24 protein-coding genes and 1 pseudogene are annotated in these 21,957 nt (G+C 31.6%); 2 read left to right on the plus strand and 23 right to left on the minus strand.

Annotated elements, in window-relative coordinates; genetic code table 11:
* Positions 1–10: 10 nt before the first annotated feature.
* From map to CR532_RS00555, 5 genes are all read right to left on the minus strand, one after another.
* The gene (gene map, locus CR532_RS00535) at positions 11–766 is read right to left on the minus strand and encodes a type I methionyl aminopeptidase (RefSeq protein ID WP_108728900.1); all 756 of its coding nucleotides are present in this window, start codon (positions 764–766) and stop codon (positions 11–13) included.
* Positions 767–770: 4 nt separating this feature from the next.
* Positions 771–2,432 carry a tetratricopeptide repeat protein gene (locus tag CR532_RS00540; protein WP_108728901.1) on the minus strand — a complete coding sequence of 554 codons (1,662 nt, stop codon included), beginning with the start codon at positions 2,430–2,432 and terminating at the stop codon, positions 771–773.
* A complete protein-coding gene (gene nusB, locus CR532_RS00545) occupies positions 2,419–2,853 on the minus strand; it encodes a transcription antitermination factor NusB (RefSeq protein WP_108728902.1) in 435 nt (144 codons plus the stop codon). Before nusB ends, CR532_RS00540 begins: the two co-directional genes overlap by 14 nt.
* Before the next feature lie 24 nt (positions 2,854–2,877).
* Positions 2,878–3,888 carry a peptidylprolyl isomerase gene (locus tag CR532_RS00550; RefSeq protein WP_108728903.1) on the minus strand — a complete coding sequence of 337 codons (1,011 nt, stop codon included), beginning with the start codon at positions 3,886–3,888 and terminating at the stop codon, positions 2,878–2,880.
* A gap of 96 nt (positions 3,889–3,984) precedes the next feature.
* On the minus strand, positions 3,985–5,178 hold the full coding sequence (locus CR532_RS00555; RefSeq protein WP_108728904.1) for an acetyl-CoA C-acyltransferase: 1,194 nt from the start codon (positions 5,176–5,178) through the stop codon (positions 3,985–3,987).
* A 123-nt stretch (positions 5,179–5,301) separates the two neighbouring features.
* Between CR532_RS00555 and CR532_RS00560 the strand changes: the two genes are divergently transcribed.
* On the plus strand, positions 5,302–6,648 hold the full coding sequence (locus tag CR532_RS00560; protein WP_108728905.1) for a hypothetical protein: 1,347 nt from the start codon (positions 5,302–5,304) through the stop codon (positions 6,646–6,648).
* 108 nt (positions 6,649–6,756) lie between these two features.
* Here CR532_RS00560 and dnaB read toward each other — a convergent pair whose 3' ends face one another.
* The 7 genes and pseudogenes from dnaB to CR532_RS00595 all read right to left on the minus strand — a co-directional run bounded on the left by dnaB (position 6,757) and on the right by CR532_RS00595 (position 12,006).
* Positions 6,757–8,136 carry a replicative DNA helicase gene (gene dnaB, locus CR532_RS00565; protein WP_108728906.1) on the minus strand — a complete coding sequence of 460 codons (1,380 nt, stop codon included), beginning with the start codon at positions 8,134–8,136 and terminating at the stop codon, positions 6,757–6,759.
* A gap of 15 nt (positions 8,137–8,151) precedes the next feature.
* Positions 8,152–8,646 (minus strand): 50S ribosomal protein L9, encoded by a 495-nt coding sequence (gene rplI / locus CR532_RS00570; RefSeq protein WP_108728907.1) that lies wholly within the window; start codon positions 8,644–8,646, stop codon positions 8,152–8,154.
* Positions 8,647–8,659: 13 nt separating this feature from the next.
* A complete protein-coding gene (gene rpsR, locus CR532_RS00575; RefSeq protein ID WP_108728908.1) occupies positions 8,660–8,950 on the minus strand; it encodes a 30S ribosomal protein S18 in 291 nt (96 codons plus the stop codon).
* A gap of 12 nt (positions 8,951–8,962) precedes the next feature.
* Positions 8,963–9,400, minus strand: a complete 438-nt coding sequence (gene ssb / locus CR532_RS00580; protein ID WP_108728909.1) for a single-stranded DNA-binding protein — start codon at positions 9,398–9,400, stop codon at positions 8,963–8,965.
* 79 nt (positions 9,401–9,479) lie between these two features.
* A pseudogene (rpsF, locus tag CR532_RS00585) lies at positions 9,480–9,824 on the minus strand (30S ribosomal protein S6); the annotation flags it as partial.
* Positions 9,825–9,880: 56 nt separating this feature from the next.
* Complete coding sequence (locus tag CR532_RS00590; protein WP_159076627.1) at positions 9,881–10,147, minus strand: MGMT family protein; 267 nt, start codon at positions 10,145–10,147, stop codon at positions 9,881–9,883.
* Positions 10,148–10,311: 164 nt separating this feature from the next.
* Positions 10,312–12,006 carry a PTS transporter subunit EIIC gene (locus tag CR532_RS00595; RefSeq protein WP_199911287.1) on the minus strand — a complete coding sequence of 565 codons (1,695 nt, stop codon included), beginning with the start codon at positions 12,004–12,006 and terminating at the stop codon, positions 10,312–10,314.
* Positions 12,007–12,184: 178 nt separating this feature from the next.
* On the opposite strand from CR532_RS00595, the gene trhA reads away from it, so the two are divergent.
* Positions 12,185–12,874 (plus strand): PAQR family membrane homeostasis protein TrhA, encoded by a 690-nt coding sequence (trhA, locus tag CR532_RS00600; RefSeq protein ID WP_108728913.1) that lies wholly within the window; start codon positions 12,185–12,187, stop codon positions 12,872–12,874.
* A 39-nt stretch (positions 12,875–12,913) separates the two neighbouring features.
* Here trhA and rseP read toward each other — a convergent pair whose 3' ends face one another.
* The 11 genes from rseP to CR532_RS00655 are packed head-to-tail and all read right to left on the minus strand — an operon-like array spanning position 12,914 to position 21,950.
* Positions 12,914–14,200 (minus strand): RIP metalloprotease RseP, encoded by a 1,287-nt coding sequence (rseP, locus tag CR532_RS00605; protein WP_108728914.1) that lies wholly within the window; start codon positions 14,198–14,200, stop codon positions 12,914–12,916.
* A gap of 19 nt (positions 14,201–14,219) precedes the next feature.
* Positions 14,220–15,068 carry a phosphatidate cytidylyltransferase gene (locus tag CR532_RS00610; RefSeq protein WP_259772299.1) on the minus strand — a complete coding sequence of 283 codons (849 nt, stop codon included), beginning with the start codon at positions 15,066–15,068 and terminating at the stop codon, positions 14,220–14,222.
* Positions 15,069–15,072: 4 nt separating this feature from the next.
* Positions 15,073–15,765, minus strand: coding sequence for a polyprenyl diphosphate synthase (uppS, locus tag CR532_RS00615; RefSeq protein ID WP_108728915.1), 693 nt, complete (start codon positions 15,763–15,765; stop codon positions 15,073–15,075).
* Positions 15,766–15,769: 4 nt separating this feature from the next.
* Positions 15,770–16,324, minus strand: a complete 555-nt coding sequence (gene frr, locus CR532_RS00620) for a ribosome recycling factor (protein ID WP_108728916.1) — start codon at positions 16,322–16,324, stop codon at positions 15,770–15,772.
* A 39-nt stretch (positions 16,325–16,363) separates the two neighbouring features.
* Positions 16,364–17,200, minus strand: coding sequence for a translation elongation factor Ts (gene tsf, locus CR532_RS00625; protein WP_108728917.1), 837 nt, complete (start codon positions 17,198–17,200; stop codon positions 16,364–16,366).
* Position 17,201: 1 nt separating this feature from the next.
* Positions 17,202–17,984 (minus strand): 30S ribosomal protein S2, encoded by a 783-nt coding sequence (rpsB, locus tag CR532_RS00630; RefSeq protein ID WP_108728918.1) that lies wholly within the window; start codon positions 17,982–17,984, stop codon positions 17,202–17,204.
* A 35-nt stretch (positions 17,985–18,019) separates the two neighbouring features.
* Positions 18,020–18,622 carry a Maf family protein gene (locus CR532_RS00635; RefSeq protein ID WP_108728919.1) on the minus strand — a complete coding sequence of 201 codons (603 nt, stop codon included), beginning with the start codon at positions 18,620–18,622 and terminating at the stop codon, positions 18,020–18,022.
* Positions 18,612–18,890: a hypothetical protein gene (locus CR532_RS05480; protein ID WP_108728920.1), complete on the minus strand. Its 279-nt coding sequence runs from the start codon at positions 18,888–18,890 to the stop codon at positions 18,612–18,614. The genes CR532_RS00635 and CR532_RS05480 overlap by 11 nt, the downstream gene beginning before the upstream one ends.
* Positions 18,891–18,903: 13 nt before the next feature.
* A complete protein-coding gene (locus tag CR532_RS00645) occupies positions 18,904–19,671 on the minus strand; it encodes a hypothetical protein (protein ID WP_108729601.1) in 768 nt (255 codons plus the stop codon).
* Between the two features lie 22 nt (positions 19,672–19,693).
* Positions 19,694–20,296, minus strand: a complete 603-nt coding sequence (locus tag CR532_RS00650; protein WP_199911288.1) for a hypothetical protein — start codon at positions 20,294–20,296, stop codon at positions 19,694–19,696.
* Positions 20,289–21,950 carry a 30S ribosomal protein S1 gene (locus CR532_RS00655; protein ID WP_108728922.1) on the minus strand — a complete coding sequence of 554 codons (1,662 nt, stop codon included), beginning with the start codon at positions 21,948–21,950 and terminating at the stop codon, positions 20,289–20,291. Before CR532_RS00655 ends, CR532_RS00650 begins: the two co-directional genes overlap by 8 nt.
* Between the last annotated feature and the right edge of the window lie 7 nt (positions 21,951–21,957).

A 21,957-nucleotide genomic window follows, 5' to 3' on the forward strand; every position in this document is an offset into this window, starting at 1 on the left:
CTAATATCTATTAAATCTCACTTAAAATTAAAGGAAGACCATCAACGACAGCAACAGTATGCTCAAAATGAGCAGAACAACTCAAATCAGATGAAAAAACAGTCCAACCATCACTCTTAATAGAAACTTTATGTCCCTTTAAGTTGACCATCGGTTCAATTGCTAAAACCATGCCTTCCTGAATCCGTATATTATTTAAAAAAGGAGCATAATAATTGGGAACATTTGGCTCCTCATGCAAAGCAAAACCAACGCCATGCCCTGTATAATCTCTAACTATCCCAAAGCCAAATGGTTTGATATAATTTTCTATAGCTCTTGAGATATCTAAAACTCGATTGCCAACCTTCATAGCAGAAATTCCCCTATAAAGAGATGCCTCTGTCACTTCTAATAATTTATTAATCTCAGGACTTACATTACCCACTCTAAAAGTCTTAGCCATATCACTATAAAACCCATCTAAAACAACCCCGCAATCTATACTAATAACATCACCATCTCTCAGCCTCCTTGCACTAGGAACCCCATGAATAACCTCCTCATTTACAGAAGCACAAATAGTACCCTTAAATCCATTATAGCCTTTAAAAGCAGCCTTGGCTCCATTTTTAACAATAAAATCGCTAGCAATAAGATCAAGCTCTTTAGTGCTAATCCCAGGGGCAACACTCTTTTCAACTTCTGTAAGTGTTTGAGCCAAAAGACTCGCAGATGCCTTAATTTTATTAATATCCTCTCTAGACTTTAACTGTAAATTAGCCAAAAATTCACTTCCTTTCTTTGAGTATGTCTATCATATTCATATAAAGCTTACCCTCATTGGTTTCGTAAAAAGAATTAGAAATCAAAATATCTTCCCGACCCTTTTCAAATTCACCTAAATAAAGATAATTAACCCCTCTTTTTAAATAAATTTTTGCTACATTTTCACACTCTTCTAAAGTAATTTGACTCTTATCAGAGAGATTAAAAGGCAAAAAAGAAACTGCTGAATTAAAATATTCTTCAGATTTTTTATAATCTTTTTGATAAAATTTTAAAACCCCAAGATTATAATAAACACCATACAAATACTTACTTGTTTGATTTTCAAAAATTACCTTTTCGGAAACAGTTAATTCCCTCTTAAGAAAATAATAATAAAATTTATAAAAATAATACCAATCATATCCCTTATCAACAGGATTGTAAATCTTGAAAAACAAATCTAAATCTCTTAGATCGGAATAAAGAAGTAAATTCCAACTCAAAAGCTGAGCAATATCAATGCTGTAATTTGACCTATAGAACAAGCGCCATAAAAAGGACTTCTTAGCTTCATACTCAAAATTAGAATAATTTAACACAAAGTAAAGCTTAAAAAATAAAGGATCGTCTTTATACTTTTTCGTAATCTCATTTGCATTAAAATAATCATTATCTTCGAAATAAGTATTAGCTAAATAATAACTCATCATTTTATTATCTTTAAATTTTTCATTAGCCTTATTTAAATAAGCAATAGCTCGCTTAAGATCTCGTTCCTTCTTAGCAATAAATGCCAGACCAAGATAAATTATCATACTGTAATCAGGAAAATTAGCATAAATTTTTAAATATTCCCTCTTAGCATTATGAATGTCGCCCTTTTTCAGATAGGCATCTGCTAACAAAAGCATTAAGCTTGGTTCATTATTATCATTAATAAGATTAAGGTTGGCAATGACAAAATCCAAATTATCAAGTCCATAAGAGATATAAGCAAGCTCCCTAGCAAAATTTTTATCTTCTTTTATTTTCAAAAGTATTCTCTTAGCGGAATCTAAATCCTTTTTTTCTATATATAAAAGCATTGCATTAACTAGAAATGCATTATTTTTAATACTCAAACCTATAGTCTCAAAGGTAAGAGCATCTCTTTCTCCATCTATCTTGATTAAAAAATCTTTAACACTACCCTTCAAGCCTTCATTTAAAGCTAAATTTTTAATAAAAGCCTCATGGTAGAGATGTTTATATTCCTCATGCCCTAAAAGATATTGCTTTGCAATATCATAAGCCTCTAAGACCGAACCTACTTTCAGCTTTGAATATACCTCAAGTGCTCTAAGTTTTAAATTTCCTGGCAAACTCTTAATTCCCAATTCCAAAATGTCTCTCATTAATAAATAATCTTTAAACTTATCAGAATAAAGTTTTGCCCTCTTAACAAGAGTAAGCCATTTAAATTCAGTATCAGCATAAGATGACGAAAATCTTATCACATTCTCAGCACTCTCCAAGTTATTTTCTAAAAGATAGTTATCAACTTCCACAATAAGTTCATTAAAATCTCTACCTCCCTTTAATATATATAAAAAATATGGATTTGTGTTAAAATAGAAAACACCTGATAGAAGTATTATTATAAATAATAAACCAAATACCAATAACTTCTTATTTATTTTCAAATGAACTCTCCATATCTTTTAACAAGGCATCAAGTATCCCATTAACAAACTTATAAGAATTCTTGCTGCCATATTTCTTGGCAATTAAAATAGCCTCGTCTATTATAGATCTCTTGGGAACTTCCAAATTTTGAAACTTAAGTGAGTACACACTCATCCTTAATATGGCAAGATCAACTTTATCCATACGATCTAGTTGCCAATTAAAAGAAATATTACTAATCAATTTATCAATAAATTCTAAATTTTCATAAGTACCATTAACTAGCATAGAATAAAATAATTTTAAGTCTTCCTCGAAATCAACCTTATGATCCTCAAGGCTCAAAATATCGTAAATATTATCCTTTGCTTTTTGATTAACATCAATGCTATAAATTTTTTGAAAAGCTAATACTCTAGCTTTATGTTCCAAGCTCATAGTTAATTAATAAATGTTCTCCCTTTATTTTAGACTAGAATCCAAAATTTGTACACTAGCAGACTTGTTGAGTTTCTCATAAATTTCTTGTTGCACCTTAGCAACAATTTTTTGCTGTTGGACATTAACTATATTATTCTTTATAGCATCCTTTACTGTCATATCAACATTAGGAGATACCTTGTCATTTAAACCCAAAAATTTCTGAGAATACATTTCAGTAATCTTGATTATATGGAAACCTTCTTTTGACGATATTGGTTGTGAAATATCTCCCTTATCAAGCATGAAGACTTCCTTAATAAAATCTGCCCCAAGAACATTCTGCGCATTCTGATCACCCCTTGCCAAAAAGCCAAGATCACCATTCTTAGCCTTAGACGCCTCGTCATCTGAGTATTTTCTTACAGCCTCTTCAAAGGTAATCTTTTTAGATTTTATCTGATTTGCAATATCTTTTGCCCTTGCAAGAACATCTGATCTCTTTTTATCCTTAGAAGAAAAGAAAACATGACTAACCCTTGCTATATCAGGGTTAACAAACTTAGTCTTATTAGCTTCGTAATACTCAACTACTTCCTTTTCGTCTGGTGCTTTTATTTCTGAAAATTTGGGCTGAGCAGTTTTTAAAATCAATTTTTGGGAAGACAGAGATCTCTTCATTGAAGCTAAAAGTTCATTCCAATTCGTACCCTGACTTTCTATCATTTGTTTAATTTGATCATCTGAGAGACTCACAAGTCCAAATTGAGTTCTAATAGTTTGCATAACCTCTTCGTCTCCAACTTTAATCCCCTGCTTTAACGCCTCTTGACCAAAAAGAATATCGGCTATTAAGACCTGCAAAACTTGTTTTCTCTCAGCATCACTTAAATCTCGACCTTGCGTCTTCTTTAGTGTATCTACCTTAGAATCAAATTCTGTCTTAGTAATAATTGCGTTACTGTGCAAATTAATAATTACAACAGGAGTATTCTGAGCAAAAGAGTTTATTCCTATAACACAAAACAACAGAAAACATAAAAATTTACCCATAAAAACCGCCCTTACATCAATAATCAAATTTAAATCATTTCATAAAATTTTAACAAAACATTAAATTTAAATCTAGTTTCAAAATAGAAATATAGCTTATCTATATAAAAAGCCAGCTATACCTTGCCCACCCCCGACACAAAGAGACACAATCCCATTACGTTTATCATGTACGCTCATAAGCCTTGCAAGGGTCAATAAAATTCTTGCTCCACTAACTGAAAAAGGATGCCCCAATGCAATAGCACCCCCATTAACATTAATAATGCTATCCTTAATATTATACTTTTTATATAAAGCTTTCAATACACTTAAAACCTGCGCTGAAAAAGCTTCATTTGTTTCAATGAAATCAATTTCACTTGGCTTTAAGTTAAATTTCTTTATAATCTCTTCAATAGCAATATAAGCTCCAAATCCCATATGAAGAGGATTAAGACCTACACTTTTAAAGCCACCAACATAAGCTAAAGGTTTGACCCCCATTTTTTTAACAAAATCTTCGCTTGCCAATATTAAAAAACAAGCCCCGTCATCCAGACTAGAAGAATTCCCCGCAGTAATAGTGCCCCCCTCTTTAAATACCGGCCTCAGGGATTTAAGCTTTTCCAAACTTAAGCTATCTCTTATTTCCTCATCACTAGATATAACACTTTTAAGCTTTGTCTTCTTATCAAAAACAGACAGGGGGTATATTTCATCATCAAAATATCCACTATCTCTTGCTAATTTAGCCTTCATATGCGAATCATATGCAAATTGATCTTGCATCTCTCGTGTAATATCGTATATCTCCGCCAAATTCTCTGCTGTAAGCCCCATAACAGTTCCACTTGGAGTATCAACTAATGCATCTCTATATATTGAATCTTCTATTTTAAAGTCTCCAAATTTCAAACCATCAAATCGAACATCCCTTGGTAAAAAATAAGGTGAATTACTTAAATCCTCTACACCCCCAGCTAAAATAATTTCACTATTGCCAAGGCTAATAGAGCTGGCAGCAATTTCTAATGATTTAAGTCCTGATCCACAAACTTTGTTTACAGTGAACGCAGGTATCATCTCACCTAAACTGGCGCTCAAAGCAATTTGTCTAGCAATATTTTGCCCAAGTCCTGCTGAAATAACATTTCCAATAATAACCTCGTCTATCCTATCAATATTATTTCTTCCAAGCAAAGCCTTAACAATATCTGAGGACACATCCACAATGCTCATTCCTCTCAATGAACCTCCAAACTTAGTAATAGGAGACCTAAGTCCATCAATAATCGCTACTTTCCTCATACAGAACACCCCAAATAAACAAAAATAATTTTTCAATTATATAATAACAGAAGTAAGCATTACTTAGAAGTAATTCTTGAAATAATTCTTATTTAAAAGTAAAATGGTATAATTAGGTGATTAATGAAATTTAATATAACACTAATCCTTATAATGCTTGCTACAAACTCTTATTCTTATAATTATGCAATCAAATATAAAAATGATGGAGTCGACAAATACCACTTTGAATCACTAAATGATGGTTTTGGATTTGCATTCAGTGATTTCTTTGACGATCTTAGAAGTGGTTCTTTAATATTTACCCATGAATCAAAATATAACTTCATAATAAATGCAGAAGCCCACATGTTAACTTTTAGAGGCTATCAGGGGACTGCCGAAAATTTAATAAAAAGAGTCGATCTTCTTGAAATTGGTTTTATGTATTATTTCCCATTCTTAATAAAATCAAATACAACATATTTTGGAGACATTGATATTGGACTTGGCATTAAAAACCTAATTTATGGAAACTGGGGTGGAACTCTAATGCAAAAAGTGGTACATCTTACTCTAAGGCAATTTCGACCAATTCCTGAAAATTATGAAAAATATAATTATATAGGGTTTTTAAGTTCAGCAATAAATTATTCATATATGAGATTCCTAAATTTTGAAAATTACCTAGACCTTTCTTACTTTGCGGATTATTTTTTCAAAACAAGCATTGGATTGGATTTTAGAAATGAAGCCATAGGTATTGAAACTAAACTCTTCTATCAAATTCAAAACAAAATAAATAATATAAAAACGTATGCTAAGGTACAAGAAGCGGAGAGTGGGTTTGGAATACAGTACAGAATTTATTCTAAAAATTTTTTTACCACTAATAATCTTAATATACACAATTTCTTAGATAGAGAAAATTTCTTAAGCGTAGGAGGTTTTGGTATAAGTCTCACTCAAGAATATGATAATATTACGGAAAATGACTTATACACACTAAACCAAAATTTTGCTATTGGATACGAATTCATGGTTCCATTTCAACTTAGAAATTTAATATACTACAAAGTAATGCCTGCGTTCAAATGTTACTTTGCTATCGCAACAAATTATGATATTAATGAAACTGAGATAAATAGTCTTACAAATAAATTCTCATCGGGCATCACATACGAATTATTTACGAAAGGTTTATTTACGCTATACATAGGCTCTGGAATATATTTATCTTACAATAAAGACAATAAAGATATTAAAGCTATCTACAGACCAATTAAAATAAAAGATACGCTTCAATTGGGATTTGAAATTGAACCTGGAATGCTAATAGAAGCATTTAAATACAATAAAGCAATTTACAACTTCAAAATATTTACAAAAATGAATTACTCTCCGATGGTCTATAACATAGACGCTAAAGCTCTAGAGAAACATACATACACCTTTAATTATTTTGGAATTGGAGTAGAAGTAACCACCTAAATATTAAAATATAAAACACAACAAAAGATCTCAAGAATAGCAATTCAATGGATATAAGATAAATTCTTAAAACCTAAGACAATTTACTTAAAACCCACAATCTAATTCCTAGTACTCGCTCTCATATTCTTTATTGACAAATCTAACAACATGCGGAAGAAATAATATATCCGCTTTCCCTGTTGGCCCATTTCTATGTTTTGCAATAATAACCTTAGTCTCTATTGCTCCGCCCTCTACCTTAGACTCACTCTTTAAATCTTTTTCTCTATGCAGCAAAATAACAATATCTGCATCCTGTTCCAATGCGCCAGATTCTCTCAAGCTAGCAAGACTGGGCTCTCGCCCCTCAGTATCCCTTGTAAGCTGAGACAATGCAATAATGGGAATTTTAAGCTCTCTTGCAAGCTCTTTAAGTGATTTACTAATTGAGGCTACCTGTTCATGCCTTGGAAGATTCTTAGTTTCAAAGGAAATAAGACTAATATAATCCACAAATAATATATCTATACCAGAGAACCTTTTAAGTCTTCTAGCTTGCGTTGCAAGTGTCAACAAACTAATATTAGCAGTATCCTCAATGTAAAGTTCAGCGTTACTAATGTCATTGACAGCGTCATTTAATGCTTTAATCTCATGTCCAGACAAAATACTATTTTGAACCTTAAAACTATCAATATTAGCCTGAGATGCTATGATCCTTTTAATTAAAGCATCTGCTGTCATTTCAAGAGAAAAAAATCCTACCTTCCTTCTCTTATCACTCCGCAATGCAATGCTAGATGCAATATTTAATGCAAATGCTGTCTTACCAATACTAGGACGAGCACCGACAATAATAAAATCACTATCTCTAAAGCCTCCAATAAGAGTGTCAACCTTTCTGAAACCACTTGAAATTCCCAAATTAGCTTCTCGTCTTTTCATGCTTCTCTCATATATCTCAGCATGTACTCTCTCAGCAACAACTTTTGCATGATAAAGATTTTTACTAGAATAATCTAACTCAATGGAAAGAACCTGTCTTTGAGCCTCTTCCACAAATTGTTCAACTTTTTTCGTAGAATCATTTGCTAAATCATTAAGTTCTCTAGAAATCTTAGAAACATCCCTTCGAATACGATGCTCCTTAACAATTCTTGCATAAACATTTATAGTCTTATCTGTTGGGAGATATCCTGATAAAAAATTTAGATAATCTTGCAATCCTGTTAAAGCTTTGAAATTACTCAAAAGTTGAGATTTAGGAGTCAAGGTAGATACTTCTTCAAAGACAGTTATGGGATCAATATTTTCCCTCTTTTCATAAAGAGAAATCATAGCTCTAAAAATCATCTGATGAGTCTTGTTATAAAAATCATCTGACTTTAGATATAGAGCAGCTTCTTCCAACTTTTCTGAATTATAAAATATACTTGAAATAACTGCTTTTTCTGCTCCATCATTAAAAAGAAGCGTGGAGGCAGTGCTTACTGAAGTAAAAGCCACAAGCTATACCTCTTATTAAACTTCCTTTTCAACTTTCTTAGACTTCTTAAGAGAATCTTTTTTCTCTTCCTTTTTTATCTCAACCTTAATAATAGAGTTAATTCCCTCATAAAGCTTAATAATTACATCATAAACTCCAAAAGTTTTCAAAGTACCATGATGTATATCTATTTTCCTTCTTTCAATTTTAAATCCAAGCTTTAGAAGCTCCTCAGAAACATTTAAGCTGTTAATACTATGGAACAACTTCCCACTATCACTAGATTGCATTACAAACTCCAGCTTAACAAGATCAAGTCTCTCTTTAAGTTCAAGCGCTATCTTTTTTTTTGTTTCTTGTCTCTTAAGTATGGATCTCCTCTTTTGATTAAAAATATCAATATTATGCTTATTTGAAAAAACAGCATAGCCTTTTGGTAATAAGTAATTCCTTGCAAAACCATCCTTTACATTAACAGTATCACCTTCCTTACCAAGATTAATAAAATCTTCTTTTAAAATTACTTTCATCATTTCTCCTTAGCTACTTTTTTACAAAAGGAAGCAGAGCCATATATCTAGCTTTCTTAATCTCTACAGCAAGACGCCTCTGATGTTTAGCAGAAGTACCTGTAATCCTCCTAGGCAATATTTTCCCTTGTTCCGTAATAAACTTTCTAAGGAAATCGAATTCTTTAAAATCTGGAACTCTGTCCATATCACAAAACTTGCATGACTTTTTCTTAAAAAATCTAAAATTAGGGTTTTTCTTAAAACCATCCTGATGACCATCAGCTCTTGAATCTCTCTGATGGGAATCTCTATCCTTATACATAAACTAATACTCCTAAAAAGGTATATCCTCATTAAAACTGTCATCAAAGCCAATATCCTTAAATGAATCTGGCTTTTTGTAACTTTCAAAGCTACCATTATTGGCGCCCTGAGTAGCAGATGCTGCACCAAACATTTGAAGCTCATCTACCAATACACTAATCTTACTCCTCTTATCTCCAGTGTTCCTATCTTGCCAACTCTCATACTTTAAAGAACCGCTCACCGCAACCTGTTTTCCCTTCTTAAGAAAAGTACTAAGACTCTCAGCTCTTTTTGAAAAAACAACACAATCAAAAAATTGAGCATGATCAACCCATTCATCATTTCTCTTCATTCTTCTATTATTAGCTAAACCAAATTTAAGAATAGCTATACCAGACTCAGTATAAGTAAGCTCAGAGTCTCTAGTAAGTCTGCCAGACAAAACTAATGAATTAATATCGGCCATCTAAATCTCCTCAATTATCTTTATTAATATCATTGTTAGCATTAGAGGTATTAGGTCCTAATACCTCTTTTTCACGAGCATCTCTATTATCTCTAAATTCTCTAAAATTTCTTTTCTTAACTTTCTTGGTATTAACCTTTTTGCTAACCTTAACTAAGATCATATATCTTAACAAATTTTTAATAAGCTTCAATTGAGACTCAAGTTCTCTTAAATTATCTCCATCCATCTTAAATTCTATTATCTCATATCTACCGCGCTCTTGCTTCTTAATAGGATATTCCAAAGCTCTCTCTCCAAGAGAATTCTCAACGATATCACTAGCATTAAAAGCCAAGAGGTGTTTTTTCACCTCTTCTAAAGTTGCCTTATACTCAAGCTCTTCACTCCTAAACAAAAAGCAAGACTCATACTTCTTTACCATTCTAACTCCTTCTGGTCTCAATCGTGCCATAAATCCTTAAAACTTCATGGCAAAGGTCACCTAGATAGTATATAAGAGTGATCAATTTTTTTCAATATTGAGTAAAATCTTTTCAAAGAGATTCCTCCAGGACAATTAAAAACTTCTATCTTACTGTCCTTAGAAATTACTCTACGATAGGGTATCATTAAAGGATATACCTTAAGTGTCATGCAATAACCCATATACCTAGAATAACGCGCATTAAATCCAGCATTAACTGCAAGTTCAGCATAAGTCAATCCATAATAATCACCTTCAAAAGGACTCTTAAAAACTTTCAACCAATTACAGTGTATCTTATTTTTTGGGATACATTTTTTCTTTAAAATCTATAATCTCAGTTCCTCATTTCAAATCCTTCAAAAATAGCTTTAAAATAAATAATAAAAACAACTTACCTAATACAAATCCATCACTTTGAATACCCTCACAATACAAACAACTTCTATTCATCAGCCTCATCTTTAGTAAGCTTATAAAGTTTTCCTGTCTTACCTTGCTTTTCAAGTTTATCATCTTCTCTCATTTCAATATAGGCTTTAATGCCTTGTTTCACGTTATCAGATACAACAACGACGCTAGCTCCGAAAAGTCTTTTAGGAGAATACGCTTCAATCGCTTGTTTTATATAATAAACATGGGTTCCATAAGCAATTCTAATTGTATTATCAATTGCAACAACGTTTAAAGCCCCTGTTTCTTTAAGCAAATCCTGTGATACAAGCTCAGGGCTAAAAACTACAAATTTTAGATCCGTCAATATAACATCAAACCTCTGGATATTATCAAGACCTCCAAGACCTTGAACTATCAAATGTGCTATCCCCATCCCCTCAACTTTTCCTTCACTACCCTCAAAAAATGGTTCATCAACACCAAAAATCTGAAAATCAAAATAATTATAAAGCCATTTAAAAGTAAAATAATACAAACCAAAAAATGCAAATCCTAAAGGTAATATATAAATCCAATTCGTTTTAGCATGTCCTTGCAATATCCCAAACATAAAAAAATCAAAAAATCCAGTAGAAAAAGTATTCCCAATTGAAATGCCAAGTATATTAGCAATCAATAATGCAAATCCTGTATAAATAGCATTAACAAAATAAAGCAAAGGTGCCGTGAAAATAAAAAGAAATTCTAAAGGCTCTGTGATCCCTGTCATAAAAGCTGTAAGCGCTCCTGAAAATAGAAGAGATGCAACTTTACTTTTATTATCATGAATAATTCCTCTATAAACTCCAAATGCTGCTCCAGGAAGCCCAAACATAATAGAAAGATAAAAACCACTATTAAACCTAGAAATACCTGCATAAAATTTAGTAAGTTGTGGATCAGACAACTGAGCATAGAATATATTCTGAATACCACGAACAGCCTGACCATTAATAACTTCTGTTCCTCCCAATGAAGTAAAATTAAAGGGAAATGAAAGAATAGAATGAAGCCCTAAAGGAATGAGTAATCTGTTTAACACTCCATAAAGAAAACTACCAAAATAGTCAAACTTAGAAATAAAAAACCCAAAAGAAGCAATGATTTCATCAAGATTTGGCCAAATTGAGCAAAATATTATCCCCAATAAAATACAAAAAGGCAAAGCTACTACGGGAACAAACCTAAACCCAGAAAAAAAGCTAAAAGGTAACGGTAACTTAATATCATAAAATCTATTATGTAAGCATCCAACTAAAAGACCTACTGCCAAAGCACCTACAATACCCGTATTCAAAGTTTGAATCCCAAGAACATTTATTTGACCCATAGAAGACATTAAACTGGGGTCAACAAGTTCTGAAAACATCTCAAGAAAATAATTCTCAGTAACATTAAAAGTCAAATATCCAATAAGCCCTGAAAGCGCAGCAGATCCCTTGTGAACTCTCGCAATTCCAACAGTAATCCCTATGGCAAAAAGTAATGGAATATTTAAGGTAATAATATTACCTGTAGTCTTCATAAGCCCTAAAATAGCCTTAAAGACATTATTATCAATATAAGCCGAATTAGAAGGATTTAACATTGCAGACCCAATTCCAAGCATTAAACAAGAAATTGGTAAAATAGAAAGTGGCAAACTTATCGCATTGGAAACTTTCTGCAACTTTGCAAATCTAAGAATTTTAAAAAAATTTATCATGCTATTCCTCTCCATTCAAAAATTTAAAACATTATCATTATATAGCTTTTTTTAAAAAAAGTTGGGTCTCAGAAAAAATATGAAGTAATATAAATTTATATCTATTAAACAAAATTATTGCTATATTCACTTAAATTATGTTTTTTTGAATTAATATATTTAAAATAGGAGCAAGTTCATGCCTGAAAAAGAAAACAAATATAAATCTTATAACTATGAAATACCCAAAAATGAATTGTTTAGTTCAATGTCTCATCTATTTGGCATTATTTTATCAATAATAGGCACTACTATCCTTGTCACTCTATCAATTATCTCAGATAATTATTTTTACGCAATGTTATTTCTTATTTATGGATGCTCAATGATATTACTATACACAATGAGCACTCTTTATCATATTTTTTTAAAAGGAACCAAAATAAAAAAAATTTTTAGAAAACTTGATCACATATCAATATTCATATTGATATCAGGAACCTATACTCCACCTTGTCTAATCCTTATACCAAGTCCTAATGGAAAAATAATTCTTTCAATAGTTTGGGGACTCGCTATTTTAGGAATTATCTTTAAATCAATATATGTCAACAGTCCTGGATGGTTTAATGGGTGCTTATTCATACTTATGGGATGGGTTATTATGTTTGGAATCAAATTTATTTACAACGCACTCCCCTTAAGAGGTTTTTTATACTTAGTCCTTGGAGGTATCCTTTACACAACAGGTGGAATAGTGTACGCAGCAAGCAAAAACTTAAGTCCAAAAGCAAACATGAGAATGCATGATATTTTTCATATTCTAATAATACTTGCCTCCTTTTCTCACTTTTGGTTTATGTTGAAATATGTACTCCCTACTAATTAATGTAAACATCAACTTTCTATTGCACAATTTGAAAATCAATCACCCCAAAATATTATTAAGATCGTTAAAAAGTCCTAAAATAAAAAGACCCAATACCAAAACAATGCCAAAGCTGTAAAAATAATAAATAAATTTTGGCTTAAATCTCCTACCACGCAAAATCTCAATCAGACTAATAAGAATTTGCCCTCCATCAAATACAGGAATTACAACAAAAAATAAATTCATACCAGCAACCAGTAAATTAAAAATAGCAACAGTATTAAGCCAATATGAAACTCCTAGTGAAGAAGATCCAGAAAGAATATTAACAAGTCCAACAGGCCCTACAATATTCTTAGAGTTATTTGTAAAATTAGTTAATAATGCAAAAATGGAATATAAGATATCACCTAGAACATCTAAGACTTTATTAAAAGAATTTTTAATAGCAATCCCTAAATTATCTGCTTTAATCACTCTTTCTAAACGAGGCAAGAAATAAACCCCTAAAGATTTATTCGCATCTTGAAATAACAACTTTGAAGTTAAAATTTCTCCATTCCTCTCAAATTTAATATCCACTACATCGACATCAAGATTTATAATTAAGCTGTTTAATTCTTTGCTATTATTTAAATCCACATCATTAATCCCTATTATTTTATCATTAGTTTTAAGCCCTGCGACTTCAGCTGGGGAATTTGACTCGACCTTAGAAATAACAAGATCTATCCAAGGCCTAATTTCTCCCAAAAGCTTTTCTAAACTTGTATGCTCTTTGAAGCTAACATTCTCACTACCTCTTGAAATTGTGAAAGTTATATCAACTTCTTTGACTGGAACAGCTTGCTTTAAATCGGAAAAATACCTGATATCACTAGTATTAACACGTGAAATAATATCCCCATCTCTAAAATTGCTTACACTATTCTTATTTGTAACATTTATTTTGCTAGGATAATCAAAAATAATAATGCCTACCATCTCTATTATTATAAAAAACATAAATCCCAAAATTAAATTAAAAAGAGGTCCTGCAAAGTATATCAATATTTTCTTAAAATTAGAAATACCAAAAAGAGAATCTTTATCTGCTTCAATCTGCCTACCCAATCTAAGTTCATTTCCTAAGTGTTCAGCTCCTTTAAGCTTGCAATAGCCTCCCAAAAATATAGGAGAAAATCTATACTCCGTGCCCTTTACTTTGAATTTAAAAATGCTGGGACCTATTCCAACAGAAAAAACTTCAACCTTAACCCTAAAAAGCTTTGCAAATAAAAAATGGCCTAGTTCATGAATAAATATTATAAGGCTAAAACCCAAAAGACTAAACAAAACAGACATAAATTCCTCCCAAAAATGCCTACGATAAGTATAAATAAAATATAGGACCTGTTAAAAGGAATGAATCAATCGAATCAAGAGCGCCGCCTCTTCCAGGGATAATATTGCCAGAGTCCTTAACTCCTGCACTACGCTTAAGTCCAGACTCAAATAAATCGCCAATAATAGTAAAAAATCCTATTAGTACACCAAAAATCACAGCTTCACCGTAGGTCAAATTTATTAGCCCTAAAAATACTACAATTACTGCAACAAGAACAGAAAACAATATTCCACTTAAAAATCCCATTATAGTCTTATTGGGGCTGATAATTGTGGGCCTATAACTATTTTTTCCAAAAAAATATCCACAAAGATAAGCAAAAGTATCATTACCACTAACCATAGCAAAAAGTATCAATAAAAGAATAGGAGCCTTTGGTAAAGTAGTAATAGCAACAATAAATGAAATTAAAATACCCGGATATATAAGTATAAAAATTATTGAAGTGGCCTGCAATAAAAAATTAACAATTTCATGTTCTTTAATGAAAACCAAATTGACAATCCAGTTACTAAAAACTAAAGCTATAACTAAATAAAATATCACATTTATACCCAAATCAAAAATATTGAAATGCACATACGTCAAGATTGGAGGAAATATTCCTACAAGAAAAGCTAAAACACTTGAAATAGCAGAGGATTTAACCTTAAGCAAATCATTAACTTCCTTAGCAGAAATTCCACTAAAAATAAAAAGTAAAATATTAATGAACAAATAACTTTTAAATTCCAAAAATATTAAAAACAGAATTAAAGGAACAAAAAACATAAATGTACCAAGTCGCGCAATAAATGTCAACTTTTTAGACCTAAAACCAAACAAATTTTCATCTCCCAAAATTTCTCTTCCTATTTCTAAAACATTCTAAATCTTCACCATAATTAGAAATAAAATACTCTGGCCACAAAATATTTGAAAAAACAAATTCACAATAAGCAATTCTCCATAAAAGAAAATTGCTTATTCGCATATCTCCACCAGTACGTATTAAAAGGTCGGGATCACAAAGCTCCGGATTGTCTAAAAATTTAGAAAACTTAATTTCATCTAAGGCCTCGAGATTTAAATCACTCCTCAGAATTCTATGGACAGCTCTAACTATTTCATTTCGACCACCATAATTAATTGCTAAATTCAAAATAATCCCGTCAAAATCTTTAGTAAAATCAATAGCGTCAATGATTGCTTTCCTTACCCCCCTATCCAAAGCCTCAATGTCCCCAGAAACTATTATTTTTATATTATTTGTACTGTAAAACTCAAATTCAGTGCTTAAATAATTGACAATTAAAAGCATTAAATCTTCTATCTCGTGCTTTGTCCTACTCCAATTTTCTGTAGAGAAAACATAAAATGACAAATACTTTATACCCAATTTTAAAGAATGCTTGATAATCTCCTTAGCTCTCTTTAAACCCTCTTTATGCCCTTCAAGAGAAGATAGACCTCTTTCCAAAGCCCATCTTCTATTTCCATCCATAATGATTCCAACATGCATTGGAAGAGATTCGCTATTCATAAACCTAAACTTCCATTATCTCTTTTGTTTTTAAATCTAAAATTCCATCTATTCTCTTAATATAAGAATTAGTAACCTTTTGAACATCCTCCAAAATCCGTCGTAAATCATCCTCCGTAATCTCAGAATCTTTCTCTCGCTTTTTTGCCCAAGTATTTAACTCCTGCCTCACATGCCTAGCTGCAACTCTATATTCCTCAGCTATCTTTTTTGCCTGCTTGACAATTTCTTTACGCCTCTCAACAGTAAGCGCAGGTACCTTAATCCTAAGCACTGCTCCATCACTTGAAGGGTTCATAGAAAGGTCAGAATTAAGTATAGCCTGTTCTATCTTAGCCAACAAACTTTTATCCCAAGGTTGAATAACAACCATCCTCGCCTCAGGAATACCAATATTAGCAACCCTACTTAAAGGAATTTTTTCTCCATAATAATCAACTAACACTTTATCAAAAATAGCACTACTGATTCTACCCGTTCTTAAAGATTTATATTCACTCTCAAGAGACAAAAGAACTTTATCCATCTTATCGTCCAATAAAGCCTTATATTCCTCCATTCAAGCCTCCTAAAAAATCAAAAAGGCAACAATGAATTATCACCCAACACCTAAATATTTAAAATCAACTATCTCGATCTTGCTTGAAATCGATTTTGAAATCTCCTCAATCTTTTCTCCAACAGTAAGCTTATCATCCTTGACAAAGCCCTGCTCTAAGAGAGAAATTTCTCCCAAATGCTTTTTAAGTTTCCCAGACACTATCCCCTTAATTATATCGGCAGGTTTCCCACTAGCTTCCATCTGTCTAATAAACACTTCTTCCTGATCTTTAACATAATTAGGACAAATACTATCAACATCTAAATAAAGCGGAGCAAAAGCTGCTACATGTAAAGCTAAATCCATTGCAAGACTATTCAAGTTCTCATTTTCTATTTTTGAAACATCATCTACCCTTAATTTAACAAAAACGCCTATTTTAGATTGCTCACCATGAAGATAATTTTTAACAAGCTCATTAGATGTAATACTCGTAAGGAAAATCTTCTTTACTTGAATATTTTCCTTGATCGTAGCTGCTAAATTCTTAATTTCATGTTCTTGCTCACTATCTAGAGAATCCTTACCACTCTCAACTAATTGCTGTATTAAAGAATTTCCAAGATTCACAAAATCATTATTCATGGCAACAAAATCTGTTTCACATGACATAAGCAAAAGACCCACTCTCTCTTTGCTTATATAAGAGAATACTCTTCCCTCCTTAGCATCCCTATCACTCCTTTTATCCGCTGATGCAATTCCCATCTCTCTAAGTTTCCTCTTAGCCAATTCAAAATCACCGCCAACAGTATCCAATGCTTTCTTACAATCACTAAATCCAGCCCCAGTTGCATCTCTGAGCTTTTTTACCTCTTGAGGACTAATACTCATATTATTCTCCTTTATCTTCCTCTAATTCTCTTGTATTATTCTTAACTCCAATTTCATCCATTAAGTCTTCTTCATTCAAATTTTCAACTATTTGAATCCCAACTTCCTTATCGCTCTCCAAGATAGCATCAGATATTATCTTGGTAAATAAAGCAACAGAACGAATTGCATCATCATTCCCAGGAATTGGACAATCAATTACATCTGGATTGCAATTTGTATCAACAACTGAAATAATAGGGATACCAAGTTTTCTAGCTTCATTGATAACTATTTGCTCTCTCTTAGGATCAATAATAAAAATTGCACCCGGCAGATCCTCCATATCCTTAATCCCAGTTAAATTCTTAGCTAATTTTAACTTTTCTCGATTAAGTTGAGAAACTTCCTTCTTACTAATCATATCAAAAGTCCCATCAACTTCCATTTTTTCTAATTTTTTTAGCTTTTGAACCGATTTCTTAATCGTATTAAAATTTGAAAGCATCCCGCCAAGCCATCTATTATTCACATAAGGCATATCACTTCTTTTAGCCTCCTGTTCGATGATCTCGCTTGCTTGCTTTTTAGTCCCAACAAACAAAACCTTTTTCCCACTCTTTATCACGCTTTGAACAAGTTCATAAGAATCCTTAATGCCTTGCAAAGTCTTTTGTAAATCCAAAATATGTATCTCATTTCTTTCTGAAAAGATAAATCTTTTCATCCTTGGATCAAGCCTTTTCACTTGATGCCCAAAATGAACTCCAGCTTCTAAAAGGCTCTTCATTGTAATAACTGCCAAAATGACCTCCTAAGTCCTTCTCTTTTACTCACTACTTACATAGCGGAAATTACTTTTTCTCTAATAAGAATATCATAAAATAACCCAATTGGTAAGCCTACTATATTTGAATAGCTGCCATTAATATATTCAATTAAAATCTCCGCAACGCCATTCTTAAGACTTATGCCACCAGATTTATCTCTCCAATGTCCAAGAGCAATATAATGATGAACAATATCTGGATTTAACTCCCTAAATTTAATAAGTGAAATCTCACAAGCTTTCACTTCTCTCTCTTTTATTGGAATAAATATACAAAAACTAGTTTCTACCTCAACAAGCTTATTACTATACCACCCTATTATTCTATTAAAAGCTTCTTTTTCGTCTCTTATTTTACCAACATAAACCAAGTCATCCCTTAACAGAGTATCAACAGTAATTAAGCATTTATCCTTGCCGTATTTTTCAATAGCACTAGCAAGCTTAAGATTAGCTATTTTTTCTGTAGCACTATCCTCGACTAATTTCATTATTGAATCCTCATCAATTTCAACACTAAGGGACAAAAAATTAATTTTCAAAGACTCTAAAAACTTGGCTCTAGAAGGAGAACTTGATACAAGCACAATCTCAAAATTTTCCTTATAAATCATTCTTACTTCTCTCGGAAAATCTTAATAAAAAGATCAAGACCACTGATCCAATAATAGGAAACAAATAAAATAAAAAATCTATGTATCTATTATAATAATCGAAGTAAAAAATAGGTATAAAAAATAAAAATAAAACACTCCCCAAGAAACTTACCAAATAAACCAGTAAAAATCCAAACTTCAATATACCAAAAACGACAACAAAAAAACTTATCACAAAGGAAATAACAATATTAGTTAAAATTAAATGGAAAAAAAATGTTAACATGATTTGCCTTCAACTAACTCTCCAAGCTAAAACTATCTACACTACCTATATCAAGAACAACACTATAAAGATCATCTTCAATAGCATTACCCACTGCCATAACAAAAATTACTAAATTATACTTAGGAGAAATATCTTTAGTAAAAAAATCTTTGTTAATATGCTTAAGATCAAGTGGCCGTTTCTCAATATCTGAAACTTTGGATTTTTTAAGAGCTTCATAAAATTCAATATATGAGTCATCTACAACATAAGATCTATATACAGTCTGAGCATCTACAAGGAGAGGTGCTGAAGAATCACTACCTTTCCTTATACTAAGCAAAACAGATCCAGGATTGCTCTTTCTTAAATTTTCAAAATTAAATTCAAAATATAAGGGAAACCTACCCTTAACCCAACTTGGATCTAATTTTAAAGTCGGCCTTCCTGAAAAACGATCATGATCTAAATTTATCTTGTAAAACCCTCTCTTGTTAAACTCAGTAACATTATTAAAAACCCCCTTTAAAGCATCAAAATCCTTTTGAACACTCTTTGTAAAACTATTAGAATGATAATTTGAACCTTCCGGATAAAATTTATAATATATATCAAACCCCCTCACCTTAAAAGCATTAGGTTTATTAAAATACCCAAAAGGTATTAGAAAAGCAAGAGTATCTCTAGAAGCTCTACTATCAACTTTAACAGGAGAATCAACGATTGCGATATTCTCAATTCCACAACCAAAAATTAATAAAAAAATGATCAAAAATATATTACTATAAACCTTTTTCATGCTGTAACAAAAATAAACAAAATCATTTAAGATACCAAAGTTTATTCTTGGCAAAATTAACATATAAGTTATTCTCATAAGAAAAATTAGAAACTTGCTCATATATCTCAATAGCCAAGCTTTTATCTCTATCCTCAATTAACAATGCCTTACTAAGCAATGCTCTTATTTTAATAAAGTCTAATTTGGTTTGATTGATAACATTATCATAAACCAGTAAAGCATCTTCCATTTGTCCCATCTTTTCATAAATCACAGCTTTATTAACGTAGGCAAGTTCCCTTTCAATCCGTCCTGACCTAATAACAATATTTAAATCATCAAGAGCTTCCTTATATAAACCTTTACTTTGAAAATAAGTAGATCTTGCTAGATAAAATCTTGCAAGATATTCATAAGACACATCAGCAATCTTATTTATAGATTCCTCTATTTTAATCGCTATTTTTCTTTTCTCTTCAAGATTCTTTTCTCTCAAATACATATTTAAATCGCTTTCAAGACCTTCTACTATTCCCCCCCCCGCCTTAACATAATCCACATCCATAGAATTATAAAAAATAACTATAATTCCAACGAAAACAATAATTGCGAGGATCCCCATAAAAAATTTATTCTTAAACATCAATATCCCTCTTTAGCAGACTCGCAAAGGGTTTATAAGACTCTTCATCATTTTCCCTAAATAAATAGGAAGAAACTTCCTCTCTTGATTCTTGACTCTTATATTCCCTATAAGAGAGTAAAACCAACTTATTCTTGAAATCAATACTCGTTATTATAACTTTAAGCTTATCTCCAACATTCAAATTTTCAAAAGTATCCAAACTGGACTCTTTAGTATCTCCAAGTTGAATTTTACTAATAAATCCCATTATTTTATTATAAACTCTTACCTGAACTCCCTTTGATTTCTTCTCAATAACTTCAACTTCAAGAGAATCACCTTTTTTATAACTCTTAGAAAAATCATCCCAAGGATTCTCCTCTAACTGTTTAATCCCCAATCTAATGTTCTGCCTCTTTGCATCAAATTCAATAACTTTTCCACTAATCGAGCTACCCAAGTTAAAGTAATCCTCGGAATCGATATCCTCAACCCAAGAAATATCAAATTTACTAATGTATGCATCTACTCCCTCTTCAATATTAACAAAAGCACCTGTCTTTGTAATATTCTTAACAACACCCTGAACAACCTTTCCAACAGAAAATCTCTCAGACAAAGTATCCCAAGGATTCCCATTAACTTGCTTAATCCCCAAAGATATTTTTTGACTTTCCCTGTCTATCTCTAAAATCTTAACTTCTATAATTTGTCCGATCTTAACTACTTCCTGAGCACTCTTTATTACTTTAACCCAAGAAAAATTACTTATATGAAGAAATCCTGATATCTCACTATCAAGTTCAACTACAGCGCCAAAGGGCAATATCTTAATAACTTTTCCCTTAACAATACTTCCAACCTCATACTTAGATTCAACAAAATCCCATGGATTTGCCTTTAAAGCCTTAAGAGATAACTCCATCTTTCCTGTAGTAGTATTTAGTCTGATGATTTGCAATCTCAACTTATCACCAACATTGATAAAGTTTTCAATATTTTCAACACGATTAAATGCAATATTCCTCTTATGTAATACTCCTAAAACAAAATCCCTAACCTTTATAATAGCACCATAATCTGTAAGTCTCTCGACAACTCCATCAACTATATCTCCCTCATTATAAGCACCAACAAGCTCTCTTCGCCTCAAAATCTCTCGATCTTTTTCTAAAGTTCGTCTATCAAAAATAAGTTTAAGTCCATCTGTTTTATTTGCCTCAATAACATAAAATTCAACAATTGAACCCCTTTTTAATTTTTCGTCTCTAGACTTAGAACTCAAATAAGATGGCATAAATCCAGTAATATTACCATTAATTTGAATCTTATATCCACTTGGAAGTTCAAACAAAACCTTACCCTTAAGTACTTTCCTACTCGCAATATACTCATCAACTTTGTCTTGAAAATTTAGAGAATCAAGCTTTTCAACACTAAGAATCAACCCCAATTCTCCCCCAATTCTTGCAACTATTGCATCAAGCCTATCTCCAACACTTGGAATGGTTTCAAATTCATCAATTTTAATAAAACCTTCAGATTTATAACCAATATCTACAAGTACATAATCCTTCATAATATTTACAACAATACCAGAAACATTACTCCCAAGTTCTACTTTCTCAAGAACCTTTAGATAATTTTCTTGTAAATCTTCCTGATTTTCCATTCACACC

This window comes from Candidatus Borreliella tachyglossi (assembly GCF_003076595.1).
GTDB lineage: Bacteria > Spirochaetota > Spirochaetia > Borreliales > Borreliaceae > Borrelia > Borrelia tachyglossi.